The organism is Streptomyces sp. NPDC051018 (genome assembly GCF_044456085.1).
In the GTDB taxonomy this organism is placed as follows: Bacteria; Actinomycetota; Actinomycetes; order Streptomycetales; family Streptomycetaceae; genus Streptomyces.
The window spans coordinates 44,078-62,758 of record NZ_JBITFN010000017.1; the positions used below are offsets into that span (position 1 = coordinate 44,078).

Here is an 18,681-nt window from a genome sequence, read left to right on the forward strand (position 1 = left end):
GGAGAACCCATGTCGCTCGACGTCTCACCGGCGCTGTTGGAGCAGGCCGAGCGAGGCGAGGTCGACGAAGCAGCATTCGTCGACTGCGTCCGGACCTCCCTGCCCTACGCATGGGAGATGATCAGTTCCCTGGTGGCACAGCTGAAGGTCGACGGCGGAGAGTTCGCCGACAACCAGACGCCTCCGCCGGACGAACAGGCACGTGGTCAGCTGCTGCGCGCGCTCGCGAGTGACGCGATTCGCGGTGCGCTGCAACGGCACTTCGGGGTGCGGCTCGCATTCCAGAACTGCCACCGCGTCGCGGTGTTCCCGCTGGATCCCTCGGTGGACGAGCGGCTCGCCCGCTTCACCTCCATCCGGGGCCAGTTGCTCAACCAGTCGCCCGAACTGCGCGACTGCTGATGGCTTGTGCCGCCGCTCCGCATCGCGGGAGGTGCGTCTGGTGCGGGGCGGTGGCGATGTGCGGGATCGTGCCGGAGCCCACGCCCGAGTGCTGGTGAGCCCCGTCTCCGGACGGCGCCGGGCCCGAGCCGCCCGGCGCCGTCCGGGGTGGGAGCCGTCCGGAGCGGTCCGGTGCCATCCGGGGTGGGAGCAGTCCGGAGCGGTCCGGGGTGAGCAACGTCGGGTGCGGTACGGGGTGGGAGTCGGCCCGTCGGCCCTGCCGGGGTTCGGGCCGGTCACGGCGGAACGGTGGACTGCCGTGCCGGATCAGCGCGACGGCTGCGGCTGCCCGGCCCGGCCGCCCCCGGGAGCGACGGCCTCGTCCCGGACTTGCGTGCCTCAGGTCAACAGGGGGATGACGTCCTGCCCCAGCCGTCGTACGTTCTCCTCGGTCGTCGTGAGGTCGCCCGAGCCCTCGGTGAGCAGCGCGAAACGGCGGATGCCCGTCCGCTCGGCGGTCGCGGCCAGCCGGTCGGCGGCGAGGCGGGGCGGGCCGACCGGGTGCAGTGAGCACAGCAGTTCCGTATAGGCCACGGGGTCACGCATCGCCCGCTCGCGGCCGTCGACGGTGATATGCGCGGCCAGTCCCTGCCGGAGCCAGCCCGGCATCGCCTTGAGCAGGGTCTCCCTGGCCTCGCCGGGATGGTCCGCGAGCTGGGCCACCCCGGCCGACACATGCCCGGCAGCCTCGATGTCCTCGGGGGAGTGGCCCGCCGCCAGGGCGTGGCGCCGCCACAGCGCCACCATCTCCGCCTTGTCCTCGTCGCCGCAGTGCATTCCGAGCAGCATCGGCAGCCCGCGCTCGGCGGCCAGCCGTACGCTCCCCGGGGAGGTGCAGGCGACGACGACCTCGGGCCCCTGAGGGAGACCGCCGATCACCTCGTCGGGCCGGGGTACGACCGGGACCTCACGGAAGCGGTACCGCTCGCCGTCGGCGCCGACGGCCGGCTCCCGCAGCCAGCGCAGCAGCAGATCGAGGGATTCGGGGAACCCGCTCTCGTACGCCCCCAGACCGGAGCCGAAGACCTCCAGATCGACCCAGGGGCCACCGCGGCCCACGCCGAGCGAGAACCTTCCCCCGCTGGTCAGATGCAGCAGCGCGGCCTGCTCGCCGAGCGCCACCGGATGGGCGCTGGGCAGCACGCTCACCGCCGTGCCGACGCGGATCCTGCGGGTGCGGCCGAGCAGCAGCGCCGCGAGCGTCACCGCCGACGGACACACGCCGTACGGCACGAAGTGGTGCTCCGCCAGCCAGACCGATTCCAGTCCCGATTCCTCGGCGACCTCGGCGGACCGCACCGCGCGGTGCAGCGCCTCCCCCTGGCCCTGGCCCGGGAACTGAGCGGCCAGTACGAACGTCCCTACGCGCATCGCCTTCTGCCTCCTTGCGGCCGACGCGTTACTCCCCCTATCGGCATTAACGCCGGACACGTGCCAAAGGCACGGGCGAAAGTGAAGTTCTTGCGATTTTCCGGTAACCGTCCCGGTGGCGGCCGCGTTCAGCCGCCGTGAGTCATCCGTACCCCCTGCCGGGGACCGTAGGCTGGGACACGAAAGGAAACGTCCCCACTTGCCCCGTGAGGTGCCACGTGTCCCCCCGCCGCAACCGCCCCAAGGGCGGCGACAAGTCCTCCGCGCAGCCCGGCGAACCGGGCGATCGGTACGGCGGCTTCGGCCGTACCGAGTCCTGGCAGGGGGAGGAGTGGTCGGTCCGCCATGTCGCGGGCGCAAGTGCCGCGGGCAAGCGGTACCGCTGCCCGGGGTGCGACCAGGAGATCCCGTCCGCCGTGCCGCATGTGGTGGCCTGGCCGGCGCAGGGCGGGGTGGACGACCGGCGGCACTGGCACAAGGCGTGCTGGAACGCGAAGGACCGCCGCACCACCCGGGTGCAGCGGTCCCGTAACGCGCCGAAGCACTGAGCCGGAAGACCGGCCGGGGCCGGACAGGCCCCTTCCGGAGACCGGGGGCCGGTGCAGCCCCCTCCGGAGACCGGGGGCCGGATGGGCCCCTGTGCGCTACACGTCCCGCGCGTTGAGCGCGGTGTACGCGCCGCCCATGGCCACGGCCGCGATGACCAGCATGATCCACAGCGGATCCCAGCCCTGGGGGCCGCTCTCCAGCACGGAGTTGTCGTACAGGACCCCGAGCTGGCTCGGGATCGAGTACTCGAACAGGGTGTCGCGGATGGTTGCGAGCGAGTCCGAGAACATGAACATCGCCAGCACCAGCGGCAGCAGTACCACGCCGATCATCACGGTGATCGCGCCCGCCGAGTGGCGGATCAGCGAGCCCACGGCGAGCGACAGCAGCCCGAGGAGCGCGAGATAGAGGCTGACGCCGATCGTCGCGCGGAACCAGTTCCCCGTACTGGGCCAGCCGTCGCCGAGCATCGCGACCTGGAACGCGGCGACGACCGTCGTCGTGACGGCCGTGACGGCGAAGACGAGCAGGAAGTAGACGATCGCCTTCGCGGTCAGTACCCGGGAACGCGAGGGGCAGGCGGTCAGCGTGGTCCTGATCATCCCGGTGCCGTACTCCGACGCGATGGTCAGCACGCCCAGGGTGATCACACAGATGCTGCCGAGCAGCACACCGAAGAAGCCGAGGATGAGGATCTCGTCGTTCTCCAGCCGCGAGTCGGTGGTGGAGACGCCCAGCGCGATGAGGAACCCGATGCCGACCAGCAGTGCGATCATGACACCGAGCGTCCACATCGTTGAGCGTACGGAACGGATCTTGGTCCACTCGGAGGCGAGCGCGTCGCCGAGCGTGGCCCTGCGCACCGGGATGGGCGAGGAGTACGAGGCGGCGGGCGCGCCGGGCTGCTGGTAGGCGGGTGCGCCCGGCTGCTGGTAGGGCGTGGTCATCGGGCGTCCTCGGGCGTGGTCGGATCGGTGGGCGCGGCAGCCTGACCGGGCGCGGGGGCAGGGCCCGTGGCCGGGGGACCGGCGGCCGGGCCAGGGGCCGGGGGACCGGCGGCCGGGCCGGGGGTGGCGTACGGGTTCGCGCCCGGCTGCGGTGGCGGCGGCGCGTACCATCCCTGCTGCGGCACCTCCGGGACGGGCGGCGGTCCGCCCCACCCCTGCTGCGGTCCCGGCTGCATCAGACCCGACTTCTGGTCGTCCGTGGAGCGGTAGTCGACCGCGCCCTGCGTCATCCGCATATACGCCTCTTCCAGAGACGCCTGATGCGGTGACAGCTCCCACAGCCGTACGTCCGACGTGTGCGCCAGATCGCTGATCCGCGGCAGCGGCAGCCCGGTCACCCGCAGGGCGCCGTCGGGCTCCGAGAGCACATGCCCGCCCGCCTCGGTGAGCGCGGCCGACAGCTTCTCGCGCTGCTGCGGCTCGTCCCCCGGCGTACGCACCCGGGCGAAGTCCGCGGAGTTGGCCGAAATGAAGTCCTTGACGCTCATGTCCGAGAGCAGCTGGCCCCGGCCGATCACGATCAGATGGTCGGCGGTCAGCGCCATCTCGCTCATCAGATGCGAGGAGACGAAGACTGTACGCCCCTCCGCGGCGAGCTGCTTCATCAGATTCCGGACCCACAGGATGCCCTCCGGGTCGAGCCCGTTGACCGGCTCGTCGAAGAGCAGCACCTGGGGGTCGCCGAGCAGCGCCGCGGCGATCCCGAGCCGCTGCCCCATGCCGAGGGAGAACCCCTTGGACCGCCTTCTGGCGACGTCCTGGAGTCCGACGACCCCGAGCACCTCGTCGACCCGGCGCGCCGGGATCCCGGAGAGCTGCGCCAGCGACAGCAGATGATTGCGGGCGCTGCGCCCGCCGTGGACCGCCTTGGCGTCCAGCAGCGCCCCGACCTGCCGGGGCGCGTTCGGCACCGAGCGGAAGGGCAGGCCCCCGATCGTCACCGTCCCCGACGTGGGGTTGTCGAGCCCGAGGATCATCCGCATGGTCGTGGACTTGCCGGAACCATTGGGACCGAGGAACCCGGTCACGGCACCCGGCCGCACCTGAAACGAAAGGTTGTACACGGCCGTCTTCGCGCCGTAGCGCTTGGTCAGGCCGACTGCCTCGATCATTCTCCAGCCCCATCGACGTCATTGCTCGTCGGGGCCCAGGCCGTCCCGCCCTACGCCCCCCGTAAGGCTTCAGAGGATATCCGGGCCCTGACGGTTCCGGCCAAGGCGTAACGATCCCCTCACGAACGCGGCGCCGCCGGCCACCCGGCCGGGCAACCGGCGGGCGCCGGCGGCTGCCGGGTCAGGCGTCGCGCTTCTTGATCAGCAGATAGGCGCCGGCGAGGGCGGCGAGGACCCACAGCACCATGATGCCCAGGCCCGCCCAGGGGCCGTAGGGCGCCTCGGCACTGCCCATGGCGTCGGGGACCACCTGCATGATCTTGGATCCGGCCTGGTCGGGGAAGTAGCGCGCGGCCGTCTTGACCTTGGGGACCGCGGCGAGGATCTGGGAGACCAGGAAGAAGAACGGCATCAGGATGCCGAGGGCCAGCATCGAGCTGCGGAGCATCGTCGCCACGGCCATCGAGAACAGGGCGATCAGCCCCATGTAGAGACCGCCGCCGACGACCGCGCGCAGCACATTGTCGGCGCCCAGACTGGTGCGGTGGTCGCCCAGGAGGGCCTGGCCGATGAAGAAGCTGACGAAACTCGTCGCCAGGCCCACGGCGAGCGCCAGGGCCGTGGCCACCGCCATCTTGCTGAAGATGAACGTGCCGCGCTGGGGGACCGCCGCCAGCGAGGTCCGGATCATGCCGGAGCTGTACTCCGTGCCGACCACCAGCACCCCGAAGACCACCATCGCCAACTGGCCGAGGATCATTCCGGAGAAGCTGGCGAACGTGGGATCGAAGCTGAGCTGCTCGCGCGTCGACAGATCGTCGAACGACGCGTTGAACACCGCGCAGAGCGCGGCTCCGATGGCGACCGTCACCAGGAAGGCCGACGCCAGCGTCCAGGTCGTCGAGGAGACCGTACGGATCTTGGTCCACTCGGACTGGAGGACCGCGGGTACCGATGCCATGGTTCAGGCCCCCTTGCCGCTCTGATAGGTCTGGCCCCACTGGGGCGCCGGTTCCGGTGCCGGTGGTGGCGCGCTCCCCGGCGTACCGTGCGCGTGGTACTCCACCGAGGCCGCCGTCATCTGCATGAACGCCTCCTCCAGGGAGGCCTGCTGGGCGCTCAGCTCATGCAGGACGAGCTGATGACGGGCCGCCAGTTCCCCCAGCTCCTCGGTGGTGGCGCCGTCGATCTCCAGCGTCCCGCCCTCCGACTCCACGGCGGTGAAGCCCTCCTGGTGCAGGACGTCCCGCAGCCGCTCCTGCTGAGGGGAGCGGAGCCGTACATAACTGCGGGAGTTCTGCTGGATGAAGTCGGCCATCGAGGTGTCGGCCAGCAGCCGCCCCTGGCCGATCACGATCAAGTGGTCGGCGGTGAGGGCCATTTCGCTCATCAGATGGGACGAGACGAAGATGGTACGCCCTTCAAAGGCGAGCGCCTTCATCAGATTGCGGATCCAGTGGATGCCCTCGGGGTCGAGCCCGTTGACCGGCTCGTCGAACATCAGGATCTCCGGGTCGCCCAGCAGCGCCGAGGCGATCCCCAGCCGCTGCCCCATGCCGAGGGAGAAGCCCTTGGACTTCTTCCCCGCCACCGCCGACAGCCCGACGATGTCGAGGACCTCGGACACCCGGGAGGAGGGGATACGGTTCGCCTGCGCCAGACAGAGGAGGTTGTTGTACGCGCTCCGCCCGCCGTGCATGGCCTTCGCGTCCAGCAGCGCGCCGATGTACTTCAGCGGCTCCTCCAGATCGCGGTAGTGCTTGCCGTCGATCCGCACGGATCCGCTCGTCGGATTGTCCAGATCGAGCATCATGCGCATCGTGGTCGACTTGCCGGCACCGTTCGGACCCAGAAAACCGGTGATCATTCCCGGTCTGACCTGGAATGAGAGATGGTCCACGGCGACCTTGGTACCGAAGCGCTTGGTGAGTCCATCGAGCTCGATCATGCGGCCACGGTAGAGGTACGAAGAGCCCCCCGCCACTCGGGCGACGGGGGGCTCCGTAACGGACGGCCGGTCAGACCACCGCGTGATGACTCAGACCGCGGGTCGGCCCAAGCGGCTCAACGGGACTGCTGGGCCGGGACACCGCGCGAGATCGGCTCGTCGTCGGCGGGCGTACCGGCCGCGGCGACCGCCGCACCCGTCAGCGTCGCCAGCATCTCGCGGACGTTCGTCAGCTGCGCGTTGATCGAGTCGCGGCGGTTGGTGAGCGCCGCCAGCTCGCGCTCCGATTCGCTGCGGATCCGGTCGGCCTTGGCGTTCGCGTCGGCCACGATGTCCTCGGCCTGGCGCTGCGCGGTCTCCACCGTCTGACGGGCCCGGCGCTCCGCGTCCGTACGGAGCTTCTCCGCCTCCAGGCGCAGCTGCTCGGCGCGGTGCTCGATCTCCGCCAGACGCTTCTCCGCCTTCGCCTGACGCGACGCCAGATCGCGCTCCGACTGCTCGCGGCGCTTGGCGAGGTTCGTCTCGAAGTCCGCGGCGGCCTGGGCCGCCTTGGCGCGGGTCTCCTCGAAGAGGGCGTCGGCCTCCTCGCGCTTGGACTGGGCGTCCTTCTGCGCCTCGGTGCGCAGCTGGGTCGCGTCGCCCTTCGCCTTCTCGACGATACGGACGCCCTCGTCCTCCGCCTTCGCCTTGCGCTCGGCGGCGAACGACTCGGCGTCGTTGCGGACCTGCTGGGCCGCGGACTCGGCCAGTTCACGGTGCTGCTCGGCGGCCCGGCGGGCCTCCTCGCGCAGGTCCTTCGCCTCCTCCTCGGCGAGGCGGAGGATCTTCTCGACGCGCGCACCGAGACCCGCGTACGACGGCTCCGCGTCGCTTACCTGGGCCTGGGCGTTCTGCGTCTCGAGGTGGAGCTCCTCAATACGCTTTTCCAGCGAGGTGATTCGGGCCAGAGCACTATCACGGTCGGCGACGAGCTTGGTAATGCGGTCGTCCACCTGACCGCGGTCGTAACCACGCCGCACGAGCTCGAAGCCGAAGGGGGAGGAAGTGTCGCTCATGGGGTTCCTGTCGAATGAGACCGGTGAGGTGATAGGGGGAATCCTAGGGGCCGAAGCGGTGTGTCATCGAGCGGATGCGGGTTTGATCTGGAGAATGTCCAGCCTTTTGAGTGGCTAGCCGTCCGACGACTTGCCACTCGAACGGGTAACACCGGCCGTCGCACCGGCTTTGACGCCCCCTCCGGAGCCGCCGGAGGACGACTTCCCGCCGGACGACGACGGAGTCTCGAAGGACTCCAGCGCCTCCAACACGTCCTGGACACGGGAGATCTCGGTCTGGATGTCCTCGCGCCTGCGCACCAGCACATCCAGCTCCCGCTTGCCGTCGCCGACCATCCGCCGGGCCTCGGCCTCGGCGTCCGACTTGATCCGCTCGGCCTCGCGGATCAGCTCGGCCTTCTTCTGCTCGGCCTCCTTCAGGAGGCCCTCGGCCTTCTTGACCGCGGCGATCCGCACCCGGCCGGCCTCCGAAGTGGCCTCCGACAGCAGCTCCTTGGCCTTCTCCGCGGACTCGGCCCGCTGCTCGGTCGCGGCCTTCACCAACTGGTCGACCCGCTCGCCCGCGGTCTTCATCTGCTCGGACGTCTCACGGCGGGCCCGCTCGTGCAGCGCCTCGACCTCGTTCTCGACGCGGATACGCAGCTCTTCCGAACGCTCCCGGGTGGCGGTGGCGTCCCGGCGCGCGCCGACCAGCAGCTCGTCGGCGTCCGTACGGGCCCTCTCCACCAGGGAGTTGCCCTCGACCGTCGCCTCCGAGACCAGCCGCTCGGCCTCCTTGCGGGCCGCGCCCACCATCGCGTCGGCCTGCTTCTCGGCCTCCAGGGCGGCGCGCAGCCCCTCCTCCTGGGCCTTGTTGATGAGCTGGTCCGCCTGCTCGGCCGCGTCCCGCCGCCGCTTGGCCGACGCCTCGCGCGCCTCGTCCACGGTCCGGTCCGCCGCCGCCCGGGCCTCGCCCCGCATCCGCTCGGCCGCCGACTGCGCGTCCGACCTGATCCCCCGGGCCTCCGCCCGGATACGGTCCGCGGCCTGCTGGGCGGACCCCACTGTCTCGGCGGCCTCGGCCCGCATCCGCTCCGCCTCCGCGCCCGCCTCGGCGACGAGCTGGTCGGCCTGCTCGGCCGCGTCCCGCCGCCGCTGGTCGGCGGCCTGACGCGCCTCGTCGAGCAGCGTCTGCGCCTCGGCCCTGATCCGCTCGTTCTCGCTCGTCGCCTCGCCGATCAGCCGGTCCGCCTGGGCCGCCGCCTCCGAACGGATCCGGTTGGCGTCGTCACGGGCGTCCGCCCTGGTCCGGGACGCGTCCTGCTCGGCGGAGGCCACCGCGTCGGACACCTCCGTACGCATCCGCTGGACATACTCCGCGGTGTCCGCGCGCAGCCGCTCGGACTCCGCGATCGCGTCGGTGACGGTCCGTTCGGCGAGCGCGTTCGCCGCCTCGGTCTCCTCCTGGGCGCGCGCCCGCAGCCGGGCCGCGTCCTCGGCGGCCCGCTCCAGCGCCGCGTGCGCGTCGGCGCGGACCCGGTCCGCCTCCTCCTGCGCCTCGTTCCTGGTGCGCTCGGCCGCGTGCTCGGCGGCGGACCGCAGCCCGGCGATCTCCTGCTCCGCCTGCTCCTGGAGCCCGGCGACGGTGTCCCGTACCTGCTTGGCGGTCTGCTCGGCCGCGGCCACCGACTCCCCGGCCCGCCGGTCGGCCTCCTCCACCAGCCGCTGCGCCTCGGCCCCCGCCTCCTCGACCCGCTTACGGGCCGACGCCAGCAGCTCCTCGCTCTGCTCGCGGGCCCGCTCACGCTCCCGGTCCGCCTCACCGCGCGCGGACTCCAGGATGCCCTCGGCCTCCCGGCGGCGGCGCACGGCCTCCTCCTGGGCGGCGGCCAGCGCCTCGGCGGCCTCGGCGGCCACCCGGTCCGCGGCGGCGGCGGCTTCCGCGCGCAGCCGGTCGGCGGTCTCCTGCGCCTCGCCCTTGAGCCGCTCGGCCTCGGTGGCGGCGTCGCTGCGGAGCCGTACCGCGACGTTCTCCGCCTCGGCGCGGGCCGTCGACGCGTCCTGCGCCGCCTCGGTCCGCAGCCGCTCGGCCTCCTGCTCGGCCTGTCCCTGGAGCGTACGGACGCGCTCGGCGGTCTCCGTACGGACCCGGCCGGCCTCCTCGGCGGCCTCCCGGCGGATCCGCTCGCCCTCGGCCCGCGACTCGGTGAGGTGCCGCTCGGCGGACTCGACCCGGCTCTCGGCCTCTCCCTGGAGGCGGGTCAGCTCGTCCGCGGACTCCTGCTGCCGGGCCGCGATCGCCCGCTCGGCCTCCTCGCGCAGCGCGTCGGCGGCCTGCTCGGCCGCGGCCCGCATCGCACCGGCCTGCTCCTGTGCCTCCGCCCGCAGCCGCTCGGCCTCGGCCCGGGTGCGCTCCAGCGTCTCCTCGGCCTGCCGGCGCAGACCCGACGCCCGCTCGATGGCCTCCGTACGGACCCGCTCGCTGTCGGTGGACGCGCCCGAGCGCAGTTCATCGGCGTCCGTACGCGCCTTGGTCAGCAGCTCCTCGGCGGTACTGGCCGCCTCCTCGATCTGCTGGACGGCCTCACGGCGGGCCTCGCCGCGGATCCGCTCGCCCTCGGCGACCGCCTCGGAACGCAGCTGCTCCGCCTCGCCGCGCAGCCGCCGGGCCTCCTCCTGGAGCTCGACGGTCCGGGCGCGGTACTCCTTGGTGTCGTCCTTGGCCGCGCCCTTGAGCTGGTCGGCCTGCTCGGCGGCCTCACCGCGCAGCCGGTCCGCCTCCGCCTCGGCCTCCCGGCGGATCCGCTCGGCCTCCTCGCCCGCCTTGCGGGTGGTCTCCCGGGCGTCCTCGGACGCCTTGTCCAGGACCTCCTCGGCGGTCCTGGCGGCCTTCGCCAGCTGGGCCGCGGAGTCCTCCGCCGCGACCGTACGGGCCTTCTCGGCGGCGGCCGCGAGCTGCTTCTCCGCCTCCGCGCGGGCGTCGGCGAGCAACTGCTCGGCCTCGGTCTTCACCGCCTCGGCGTCCGAGGTCGCCTCCGCGACCAGCCGGGCGATCTCCGCCTTGGCCGTACGGGTGCGCTGCTCGGTGTCGGACTCGGCGGACGCCTGCTGCCGTGCTGCGGACTCCTTGGCCTCCGAGACCAGCTTCTCGGCCTCCGCGCGGGACTCTCGGAGCTTCTCCTCCGCCTCCTGCATCCGCTGCTCGGCCGCCCGGCTCAGCTCACTCGCCTGCTGGCGGGCCTGGTCGGACTCGGCGGTGCTGGACGAGCGCAGCTGCTCGGCGTGGGCGGTGGCCTCGCGGGCCTGGGTGGACGCCGTGTTCAGCAGCCGCTCGGCGTCCTTGCGGGCCCGGTGCAGGATCGACTCCGCCTCGGCGCGGGCCGCCTCCGCGTCGGAGCCCACCCGCGACCGTGCCTCGTCGCCGACCCTCTTGGCCTCCGCGCGGGCCTGTGCCAGGGACTGCTCGGCCTCCGCGCGGGACTCGTCGAGCAGCCGGCGGGCCTGCGATTCCGTACGGGCGCGCAGCTGCTCGGCCCAGGCGACGTTCTCGTTGACATGCGCCTCGACGGTCTGGCGGCGCTCGGCCAGCTCCTGGTCGAGCCGCTGGCGGCGCTGATTGGCCTCGGCGTGCAGCTCGGCCTGGAGCCGGGCCTGCTGCTCGGCGTGCTCCTGGAGCAGGCGCTGGGCCTGGGCCCGTACCTCGCGCAGCTCGCGCTCGGCGTCGGAGCGCAGCTGGTCGGCCTGGACCTGGGCGTTACGGAGCATCTGCTCGGCCTGATAGCCGAGGTCGCCGCTGTCGTACGCGGGGCGGGACGCGAGATTGCGGCGCGCCTCGTGGAGCTTGGCGCGCAATACCTCGACCTGGTAGCCGAGGTCCTCGGCATGCTGGACGGCCTTCTCCCGCTCGGTCTTCAGCCGGTCCATCTCGGCTTCGAACCGCGAGAGGTGGTCGTCGTCAGCTCGGTGGCTCTCCTGGCGTTCGTAGCCCCGCACTGCGCGGTCCCATCCGTCCCCTGGTCGCAACTGACTCCACACACAAGCACCGCCCGCCGGGCGAACGGCCCCCCGGGGAATGGTGACAGAACAATATGAGAGGACGCGTCGCGGCCCCGACCCGGCCCCGGCCCGGAATTGCCCACTCTACCGGGCCGGGAATCCGGAGGTCAGTGCTCCGTTGCAGAGGTGACGAGTTCGGTCAGAACGCCGTGGCAGTCCTTGGGGTGGAGGAAGGTGATCCGGGAGCCCATCGAGCCGGTCCGGGGCTCGTCGTAGAGGACGCGTACGCCCTTGTCGCGGACCGCTTGCGCGTCCCCGTCCACATCGGCGGTACCGAAGGCGATGTGATGGACACCCTCGCCGTTCCTGGCCAGCCACTTGCCCACCGCGGAGTCCTCGCGGGTGGGCTCCAGCAGCTGGAGGTAGGACGCCCCGCCGTCGGACGTCTCGTTGATCTTGAGCATGGCCTCGCGTACGCCCTGCTCCTCGTTGACCTCCGTGTGGAAGACCTCGAAGCCGTACGTGGCCCGGTAGAACTCGACGGTCCGGTCGAGGTCGAAGCAGGCGATCCCGATGTGGTCGATGCGCGTCAGCATCCCCCCAGTGCACCCCCGGACCCATGGTTACGCAACGTGCGCGCGATCACACCGGGCGCCCGGTGACCCGAACCGGAACCGCTCAGTACATTGAGGTAAACCCTCGTTCACTCCTCAGCCTCCGAGCTGGAAGGGGATCGTCTCTCATGTCAGGAACGACCGGTACCACCACAGTGATCGTCGCGGGCGCGCGGACGCCCATGGGACGGCTCCTCGGCTCGCTCAAGTCCTTCTCCGCCGCCGATCTCGGCGGCTTCGCGATCAAGGCGGCCCTGGACCGGGCGGGGATCGGCCCCGACCAGGTGCAGTATGTGATCATGGGCCAGGTGCTCCAGGCGGGTGCGGGACAGATCCCGGCGCGGCAGGCCGCCGTCAAGGCGGGCATCCCGATGAGCGTGCCCGCGCTGACCGTCAACAAGGTCTGCCTCTCCGGACTCGACTCGATCGCCCTCGCCGACCAGCTGATCCGCGCGGGTGAGTTCGACGTGGTCGTCGCGGGCGGCCAGGAGTCGATGACCAACGCTCCGCATCTGCTGCCGAAGTCGCGCGAGGGCTACAAGTACGGCGCGGTCGAGATGCTCGACGCCATGGCGTACGACGGACTCACCGACGCCTTCGAGGGCATCGCCATGGGCGAGTCCACGGAGAAGCACAACACCCGGCTCGGCATCGCCCGCGCGGACCAGGACGAGATCGGGGCGGCGTCCCACCAGCGGGCCGCGGCGGCGCAGAAGAACGGGATCTTCGAGGCGGAGATCACGCCCGTCGAGATCCCGCAGCGCAAGGGCGACCCGGTCGTCTTCGCCAAGGACGAGGGCATCCGGCCGGAGACCACCGCCGAGTCCCTGGGCAGGCTGCGGCCCGCCTTCACCAAGGACGGCACCATCACCGCGGGCACCTCCTCGCAGATCTCCGACGGCGCGGCGGCCGTCGTCGTCATGAGCCGGGCGAAGGCCGAGGAGCTGGGCCTGGAGTGGATCGCGGAGATCGGCGCGCACGGCAATGTCGCCGGCCCCGACAACTCCCTCCAGTCGCAGCCGTCCAACGCCATCAAGCATGCTCTCTCCAAGGAGGGCCTCACGGTCGGGGACCTCGACCTGATCGAGATCAACGAGGCCTTCGCGGCGGTCGCCGTGCAGTCGATGAAGGACCTCGGGGTGTCCCCGGAAAGGGTGAACGTCAACGGCGGCGCGATCGCCCTCGGCCACCCCATCGGCATGTCCGGCGCGCGGCTGGTACTCCATCTGGCGCTGGAGCTGAAGCGGCGCGGCGGCGGGGTCGGCGCGGCGGCGCTGTGCGGCGGCGGCGGACAGGGCGACGCGCTGATCGTCCGTGTACCGGCGAAGTAGGACCTGTCGCCCGAAGGCACCTGAAGGCACCCGAATCACCCGAAGGCACCCGAAGTCCTTCACCGACCGAGGAGAGCGCGATGGTGGACGTCCCCGAGCTGGTCGCCCAGGCGAGGGCGGGCAGGCCGCGGGCCGTGGCCCGGCTGATCTCCCTGGTGGAGGGGGCGTCACCCCAGCTGCGCGAGGTGATGGCGGCGCTGGCACCGCTGACCGGTGGCGCGTACGTGGTGGGTCTGACCGGCTCGCCGGGGGTGGGTAAGTCCACCACCACGTCCGCGCTGGTGAGCGCGTACCGCAGGGCGGGCAGACGGGTGGGCGTGCTGGCCGTCGACCCCTCCTCGCCCTTCTCCGGCGGCGCACTCCTCGGCGACCGTGTCCGGATGTCCGACCACGCCTCCGACCCCGGTGTCTACATCCGCTCCATGGCGACCCGCGGCCATCTCGGCGGTCTCGCCTGGGCCGCCCCGCAGGCGGTCCGGGTCCTCGACGCGGCCGGCTGCGAGGTGATCCTCGTCGAGACCGTCGGCGTCGGGCAGTCCGAGGTCGAGATCGCGGCCCAGGCCGATACGTCGGTGGTGCTGCTCGCCCCCGGTATGGGCGACGGGATCCAGGCCGCGAAGGCGGGGATCCTGGAGATCGGGGACGTGTACGTGGTCAACAAGGCCGACCGCGACGGCGCGGAGGCGACCGCGCGGGAGCTGAACCACATGCTGGGCCTCGGGGAGTCCCGGGGCCCCGGCGACTGGCGGCCCCCCATCGTCAAGACGGTCGCCGCGCGGGCGGAGGGGATCGACGAGGTCGTGGAGGCGCTGGAGAAGCACCGCGCCTGGATGGAGGAGCGGGGAGTGCTCGCCGGGCGCCGGCACCGCCGGGCCGCGGGCGAGGTGGAGACCATCGCCGTCACCCGGCTGCGCGAGCGGATCTCCGATCTGCACGGAGACCGCCGGCTGGAGGCCCTGGCGGACCGGATCGTGGCGGGGGGCCTGGACCCGTACGCGGCGGCGGACGAACTGGTGGCGGGGCTGACGGAGCGCGCCTGAGGGGTACGGCGGGGCCGGGACGGTCCTCGGTGGGCCGCGGGCCCTGCTGCCTGCTGCCGTCCTCCGCCGGGGACACTCCTCGGGGACGGGGCCGACGGGGCCGCTGAGCCCGGAGCCTCCCCGTCCATCCGGTGTCCAACCGGTGTCCATCCGGCCCGTGGCTCCGCCGTCTTCCGGGGGACGGAGCCGGTGGGCACCGTCGCTCCCCGCCGTCACCCGCCCGCCGATCGGGACGGTGACGGGTCGGCCGCGGGTCCGGACGGTGATCCACAGCGGGGGATGCCCCGGGGGTTCGGGTCGGCGGTGTCCTACGGGGGGTTCCGGGGCGTGCTCCGTCCCGGGGCGCGGGTGCTGTGCGTCCGTGTGGGTGGTTCTCGGGTTCGCCCGGGGCAACGGGGCCGTTGGTGTCCCGCCGGGGTCGGGTGCGGCCGACTGCTCGGGTTCCCGGGCCGGGGTGTTCCGGAGGCTCCGTTCTCAGGCTCTCAGGGGCGTGATGCGGGCCGGCCGAGTGGTGCTGCCGCGACCGGGTCAGGAGCCCGGGAGGCCGCCCGCGGGCCCCCGGGGGGAACGGGCCCGCGGGCGGCCGAGGGGGAGGGTCAGTCGTCCGACCCGGGGGCGGCGGTGGCCTCGGCCGTCCGGGGGTCGACCAGGATGTCGTGGGAGGCGCCGTCGTCCGTCCGGACCTCGACCTCCCAGCGGGCGTCGTCGAACTCGATCTCCGTGACCGTGCCGGAGCGGAGCGCGAGGGCCGCGTCGGCGGCCCGCTGGGCGGTGACCTCGGGCCGGGGGAGGGCGCTGTCCGGGGCGTCGGTCCCTTCGGCACCTTCCTCCCCGTCGCCGGCGCCCTCGGCGTCCTCCCGGGCTTCCTGCCCGCTCCCGCCCTCGCGGTTCTCGTCCTTCTGGTCCTTCTGGTTCTTCTCGCCGTTCTCGTTGTTCTCGTCGTCGGCGCTTCCGGTGTCGTCGGCACCGTCCACCCGGGAGTCCAGCACCGCGCCCGAGGACGCGTCCACCCTGACCTCGTGGTCGCGGCCGTCGGCGGAGCGGATGCCGATCTCCCAGTCGCCCCCGCCCTCGTCGTCGCGTTCCGCGGACTCGACCGAGCCGGGAACCTTCTCCTGCGCGATCTTCAGGGCCTCGGCGGCCGTGACCTCGGCGGCGGGTACGGAGTCGTCGCCGGACGCCGCGTAGGCGGTGACGGCGCCGCCCACCACCAGTGCCGTGGCGGTCGCGGCGATGACGATCTTGCGTTTCATGAGGGCCTCCGGAACGGCTCGGGTTCGACGGACCCCAATCTCCCCGCCCCGACCTGAACGCAGGCTGAAGCCACCTGAAGCGATCTTCAGCTCCGGTTTGCGACCCTGAACACATGCGTTTGCTGATCGTGGAGGACGAGAAGCGGCTCGCCCTCTCCCTCGCCAAGGGCCTGACCGCCGAGGGCTATGCCGTGGACGTGGTCCACGACGGCACCGAAGGGCTGCACCGCGCGCTGGAAGGCGCGTACGACCTGGTCCTCCTCGACATCATGCTGCCCGGCATGAACGGCTACCGCGTCTGCGGCGCCCTCCGCGCCGCCGGCAGCGACGTGCCCATCCTGATGCTCACCGCCAAGGACGGCGAGTACGACGAGGCGGAGGGACTGGACACCGGCGCCGACGACTATCTGACCAAGCCGTTCTCGTACGTCGTCCTGGTCGCGAGGATCAAGGCGCTGCTCCGCCGCCGTGGCCGCTCCGGCGGCTCGCCCGTGCTGACCGTGGGGGACCTGCGGGTGGAGACCGCCGCCCGGCGCGTGTTCCGCGGGGAGGAGGAGGTCGCTCTCACGGCGAAGGAGTTCGCCGTTCTGGAGCAGCTCGCCGTCCGTGCCGGGGACGTCGTCAGCAAGGCGCAGATCCTCGAACACGTGTGGGACTTCGCCTACGACGGCGACCCCAACATCATCGAGGTCTACATCAGCGCGCTGCGCCGCAAGCTCGGCGCCGAGCGCATCCGGACCGTACGCGGCGCGGGGTACCGGCTGGTGGCCGCGCCATGAGATCCGTACGGGCCAAGGCCGCGCTCGGCGCCACGGCCGTCGTCGCCGTCGCGCTGATCGTCGCGGGCACGGCCGTACTCCTCGTGCTGCGGGCGTACCTCGTCGACCAGGCGCAGCTCCAGGCCGAGGTCGCCGCCCGGGACATCGCCTCGCGGATCGTCCGTGAGCTGCCCGCCGACCGGCGCGATCTGCGGGCGGGCGAGGGCCGGCCCGTACAGGTCGTCGACGAGGACGGGCGCGTGCTCGCCGTGAGCGAGGACCTGGAGAAGATCTCCGGCACCGGCAGTACGAGCGTGACGCCCGTGTCCCCGTCCGGCGGCGACGGTGACGAGGGCGGCGGGGACGGTGACGACGACCCCGCGAGAGGTGAAGTCGCCGCCGGGAAGCCCGAGTTCAGTACGGGCGAGGCGACCGTGGACGGGGACACCGTCGCGTACCGCTTCGCCGCCGTGGAGGCGACCCTCGACTCGGGTCCGACCGTGACCGTCTACGCGGGCGCCCCGCTCTCCGTCGAGGAGGACGCCGTGGGCTCGGTCCGCGAGGCCATGCTCGTGGGGCTGCCGGTGCTGCTCCTGGTGGTCGGTTCGGTGACCTGGCTGGTGACCCGGCGCGCGCTGCGGCCCGTCGAGGCCATCCGGGGCGAGATGGCCGCGATCACGGCCTCGGAGGACCTCTCACGGCGGGTTCCCGAGCCCGGTACCGGGGACGAGGTCGCCCGGCTGGCGCGGACCACCAATGAGACCCTCGCCGCGCTGGAGGCGTCCGTCGAGCGTCAGCGCCGGTTCGTCGCGGACGCCTCGCACGAGCTGCGCAGCCCGATCGCGTCCCTGCGGACCCAGCTGGAGGTGGGGGAGGCGCATCCGGAGCTGCTGGACGTTCCGGGCGCGGTCGCCGACACCGTACGGCTCCAGCAGCTCGCCGCGGATCTGCTGCTGCTGGCGCGGCTGGACGCGGGGGAGCGGCCGGGCCGGTCCCGGGTCGACCTCGGCGAGCTGGTACGCGAGGAGGTGGCGCGGGGGCCCCGCGGCGAGGGGGTCCCCGTGACCGTGGACGCGGCCGAAGGGGTCGAGGTCTCGGGGTCACCGGGGCAGCTGGCGCGGGTGCTCGGCAATCTGCTGGACAACGCGCGGCGGCACGCGAGGACGTCGGTCACGGTGACCGTGCGCCGGGAGGGCGATCACGCGGTGCTGAGGGTTGCGGACGATGGGGAGGGTGTGCCGGTGGGTGAGCGCGAGCGGATCTTCGAGCGCTTCGTCCGGCTCGACGACGCGCGCAGCCGGGACGAGGGCGGGGCGGGGCTGGGCCTCGCGATCGCCCGGGATGTCGCGGAGCGGCACGGGGGGAGTCTTGCGGTGGGCGGGGAGGAGGGGGCGGGAGCGGTGTTCGAGCTTCGGCTGCGGGGGGCGTGAGGGGGGCGGTTGTTCCCTGACCGGTTCCCGGTCCCGCGGGCCGTCCTCCGGCGCCGGACGGGCGGTTCCCTCCGGGCCGGGACCGGGGCCGGGCGGGTTTCCTCCGGTCCCGGTCCCGGTGAGGATGCCGTGGCACGGGGTGCCGTCCGTCCTCAAGCGCCGGACGGGCCGGGTTTCCTCCGGTCCGTCCCGGGCTCCGGTCACGGTGCCGTGTCCCGGGCCCGGGTCCGTCCTCGATCGCCGGACGGGCCGGGTCGGGTCAGGGTTTGCCGCGGTGGCCGCGGAGGTGGGTGGCCACGGGGGTGAGGGACGCCCTCAGGTCCGAGAGGGCCTCCGGCGCCATCAGGTCGATGAAGTGCTTGCGTACCGACGCCACATGGTGCGGCGCGACCCGGCGCATGGTCTCCGCGCCCTGCTCGGTGAGCACCGCGTACAGCCCCCGCCGGTCCGACTCGCAGTTCTCCCGGCGGACGAGGCCCGCGTTCTCCATCCGGGTGATCTGGTGGGACAGCCGGCTCTTGGACTGCAGGGTGGCCGCGGCGAGATCGCTCATCCGCATGCGCTGTTCCGCCGACTCGGAGAGATTGACCAGGATCTCGTAGTCGTTGTTGGTCAGTCCGAACGGCTGGAGGTCCTTCTCGAGCTGGTGCATCAGCAGCCGGCTGACGTCCAGATGCGTACGCCAGGTGACTTGCTCGTCATCGGTGAGCCAGCGGGTGGCCGTCTCGGTCTCCATATGTGGATTCTACCTAAGAAGTTGAAAGACGTACGAACTGGGATGGTGACGCCGGGCACCC

At 72.4% G+C, this 18,681-nt stretch carries 16 protein-coding genes; 6 read left to right on the forward strand and 10 right to left on the reverse strand.

The window, feature by feature from the left end; genetic code table 11:
• Window positions 1–9 precede the first annotated feature (9 nt).
• Complete coding sequence (locus tag ACIBCM_RS26085) at window positions 10–402, forward strand: SCO5389 family protein (RefSeq protein WP_005311822.1); 393 nt, start codon at window positions 10–12, stop codon at window positions 400–402.
• 378 nt (window positions 403–780) lie between these two features.
• Here ACIBCM_RS26085 and ACIBCM_RS26090 read toward each other — a convergent pair whose 3' ends face one another.
• A complete protein-coding gene (locus ACIBCM_RS26090; RefSeq protein ID WP_399247182.1) occupies window positions 781–1,812 on the reverse strand; it encodes an LLM class flavin-dependent oxidoreductase in 1,032 nt (343 codons plus the stop codon).
• 218 nt (window positions 1,813–2,030) lie between these two features.
• On the opposite strand from ACIBCM_RS26090, the gene ACIBCM_RS26095 reads away from it, so the two are divergent.
• On the forward strand, window positions 2,031–2,360 hold the full coding sequence (locus tag ACIBCM_RS26095; protein ID WP_399247184.1) for an ATP/GTP-binding protein: 330 nt from the start codon (window positions 2,031–2,033) through the stop codon (window positions 2,358–2,360).
• A gap of 96 nt (window positions 2,361–2,456) precedes the next feature.
• Here ACIBCM_RS26095 and ACIBCM_RS26100 read toward each other — a convergent pair whose 3' ends face one another.
• From ACIBCM_RS26100 to mce, 7 genes are all read right to left on the reverse strand, one after another.
• Entirely contained in the window at window positions 2,457–3,308 is an 852-nt protein-coding gene (locus ACIBCM_RS26100) for an ABC transporter permease subunit (protein ID WP_399247187.1), read from the reverse strand.
• Window positions 3,305–4,480, reverse strand: coding sequence for an ABC transporter ATP-binding protein (locus ACIBCM_RS26105; protein ID WP_399247189.1), 1,176 nt, complete (start codon window positions 4,478–4,480; stop codon window positions 3,305–3,307). Before ACIBCM_RS26105 ends, ACIBCM_RS26100 begins: the two co-directional genes overlap by 4 nt.
• A gap of 181 nt (window positions 4,481–4,661) precedes the next feature.
• The gene (locus ACIBCM_RS26110; RefSeq protein ID WP_399247191.1) at window positions 4,662–5,441 is read right to left on the reverse strand and encodes an ABC transporter permease; all 780 of its coding nucleotides are present in this window, start codon (window positions 5,439–5,441) and stop codon (window positions 4,662–4,664) included.
• Window positions 5,442–5,444: 3 nt separating this feature from the next.
• On the reverse strand, window positions 5,445–6,428 hold the full coding sequence (locus ACIBCM_RS26115; RefSeq protein WP_399247193.1) for an ABC transporter ATP-binding protein: 984 nt from the start codon (window positions 6,426–6,428) through the stop codon (window positions 5,445–5,447).
• Between the two features lie 116 nt (window positions 6,429–6,544).
• Entirely contained in the window at window positions 6,545–7,483 is a 939-nt protein-coding gene (locus tag ACIBCM_RS26120; protein WP_389270008.1) for a cellulose-binding protein, read from the reverse strand.
• Between the two features lie 114 nt (window positions 7,484–7,597).
• Window positions 7,598–11,455, reverse strand: coding sequence for a polarized growth protein Scy (gene scy, locus ACIBCM_RS26125; protein WP_399247196.1), 3,858 nt, complete (start codon window positions 11,453–11,455; stop codon window positions 7,598–7,600).
• 170 nt (window positions 11,456–11,625) lie between these two features.
• Window positions 11,626–12,054 carry a methylmalonyl-CoA epimerase gene (gene mce, locus ACIBCM_RS26130; protein ID WP_399247198.1) on the reverse strand — a complete coding sequence of 143 codons (429 nt, stop codon included), beginning with the start codon at window positions 12,052–12,054 and terminating at the stop codon, window positions 11,626–11,628.
• Between the two features lie 146 nt (window positions 12,055–12,200).
• Between mce and ACIBCM_RS26135 the strand changes: the two genes are divergently transcribed.
• The gene (locus tag ACIBCM_RS26135; RefSeq protein ID WP_399247200.1) at window positions 12,201–13,403 is read left to right on the forward strand and encodes an acetyl-CoA C-acetyltransferase; all 1,203 of its coding nucleotides are present in this window, start codon (window positions 12,201–12,203) and stop codon (window positions 13,401–13,403) included.
• Between the two features lie 80 nt (window positions 13,404–13,483).
• Window positions 13,484–14,443: a methylmalonyl Co-A mutase-associated GTPase MeaB gene (meaB, locus tag ACIBCM_RS26140; protein ID WP_399247202.1), complete on the forward strand. Its 960-nt coding sequence runs from the start codon at window positions 13,484–13,486 to the stop codon at window positions 14,441–14,443.
• A 596-nt stretch (window positions 14,444–15,039) separates the two neighbouring features.
• On the opposite strand, the gene ACIBCM_RS26145 is transcribed toward meaB, so the two are convergent.
• Complete coding sequence (locus ACIBCM_RS26145; RefSeq protein WP_399247204.1) at window positions 15,040–15,696, reverse strand: PepSY domain-containing protein; 657 nt, start codon at window positions 15,694–15,696, stop codon at window positions 15,040–15,042.
• A 113-nt stretch (window positions 15,697–15,809) separates the two neighbouring features.
• Here ACIBCM_RS26145 and ACIBCM_RS26150 point away from each other — a divergent pair, with 113 nt between their 5' ends.
• Entirely contained in the window at window positions 15,810–16,475 is a 666-nt protein-coding gene (locus tag ACIBCM_RS26150; protein WP_399247206.1) for a response regulator transcription factor, read from the forward strand.
• Window positions 16,472–17,884 (forward strand): ATP-binding protein, encoded by a 1,413-nt coding sequence (locus ACIBCM_RS26155; protein WP_399247208.1) that lies wholly within the window; start codon window positions 16,472–16,474, stop codon window positions 17,882–17,884. The genes ACIBCM_RS26150 and ACIBCM_RS26155 overlap by 4 nt, the downstream gene beginning before the upstream one ends.
• A gap of 259 nt (window positions 17,885–18,143) precedes the next feature.
• On the opposite strand, the gene ACIBCM_RS26160 is transcribed toward ACIBCM_RS26155, so the two are convergent.
• Window positions 18,144–18,620 (reverse strand): MarR family winged helix-turn-helix transcriptional regulator, encoded by a 477-nt coding sequence (locus tag ACIBCM_RS26160; RefSeq protein ID WP_399247211.1) that lies wholly within the window; start codon window positions 18,618–18,620, stop codon window positions 18,144–18,146.
• Window positions 18,621–18,681: the final 61 nt, after the last annotated feature.

Bases quoted from the DNA above. Each gene is read 5' to 3' on its own strand.
- ACIBCM_RS26085 (WP_005311822.1), top strand. From the start codon at position 10: ATGTCGCTCGACGTCTCACCGGCGCTGTTGGAGCAGGCCGAGCGAGGC.
- ACIBCM_RS26090 (WP_399247182.1), bottom strand. From the start codon at position 1,812: ATGCGCGTAGGGACGTTCGTACTGGCCGCTCAGTTCCCGGGCCAGGGC.
- ACIBCM_RS26100 (WP_399247187.1), bottom strand. From the start codon at position 3,308: ATGACCACGCCCTACCAGCAGCCGGGCGCACCCGCCTACCAGCAGCCC.
- ACIBCM_RS26105 (WP_399247189.1), bottom strand. From the start codon at position 4,480: ATGATCGAGGCAGTCGGCCTGACCAAGCGCTACGGCGCGAAGACGGCC.
- ACIBCM_RS26110 (WP_399247191.1), bottom strand. From the start codon at position 5,441: ATGGCATCGGTACCCGCGGTCCTCCAGTCCGAGTGGACCAAGATCCGT.
- ACIBCM_RS26115 (WP_399247193.1), bottom strand. From the start codon at position 6,428: ATGATCGAGCTCGATGGACTCACCAAGCGCTTCGGTACCAAGGTCGCC.
- ACIBCM_RS26120 (WP_389270008.1), bottom strand. From the start codon at position 7,483: ATGAGCGACACTTCCTCCCCCTTCGGCTTCGAGCTCGTGCGGCGTGGT.
- mce (WP_399247198.1), bottom strand. From the start codon at position 12,054: ATGCTGACGCGCATCGACCACATCGGGATCGCCTGCTTCGACCTCGAC.
- ACIBCM_RS26135 (WP_399247200.1), top strand. From the start codon at position 12,201: ATGTCAGGAACGACCGGTACCACCACAGTGATCGTCGCGGGCGCGCGG.
- meaB (WP_399247202.1), top strand. From the start codon at position 13,484: ATGGTGGACGTCCCCGAGCTGGTCGCCCAGGCGAGGGCGGGCAGGCCG.
- ACIBCM_RS26145 (WP_399247204.1), bottom strand. From the start codon at position 15,696: ATGAAACGCAAGATCGTCATCGCCGCGACCGCCACGGCACTGGTGGTG.
- ACIBCM_RS26150 (WP_399247206.1), top strand. From the start codon at position 15,810: ATGCGTTTGCTGATCGTGGAGGACGAGAAGCGGCTCGCCCTCTCCCTC.
- ACIBCM_RS26155 (WP_399247208.1), top strand. From the start codon at position 16,472: ATGAGATCCGTACGGGCCAAGGCCGCGCTCGGCGCCACGGCCGTCGTC.
- ACIBCM_RS26160 (WP_399247211.1), bottom strand. From the start codon at position 18,620: ATGGAGACCGAGACGGCCACCCGCTGGCTCACCGATGACGAGCAAGTC.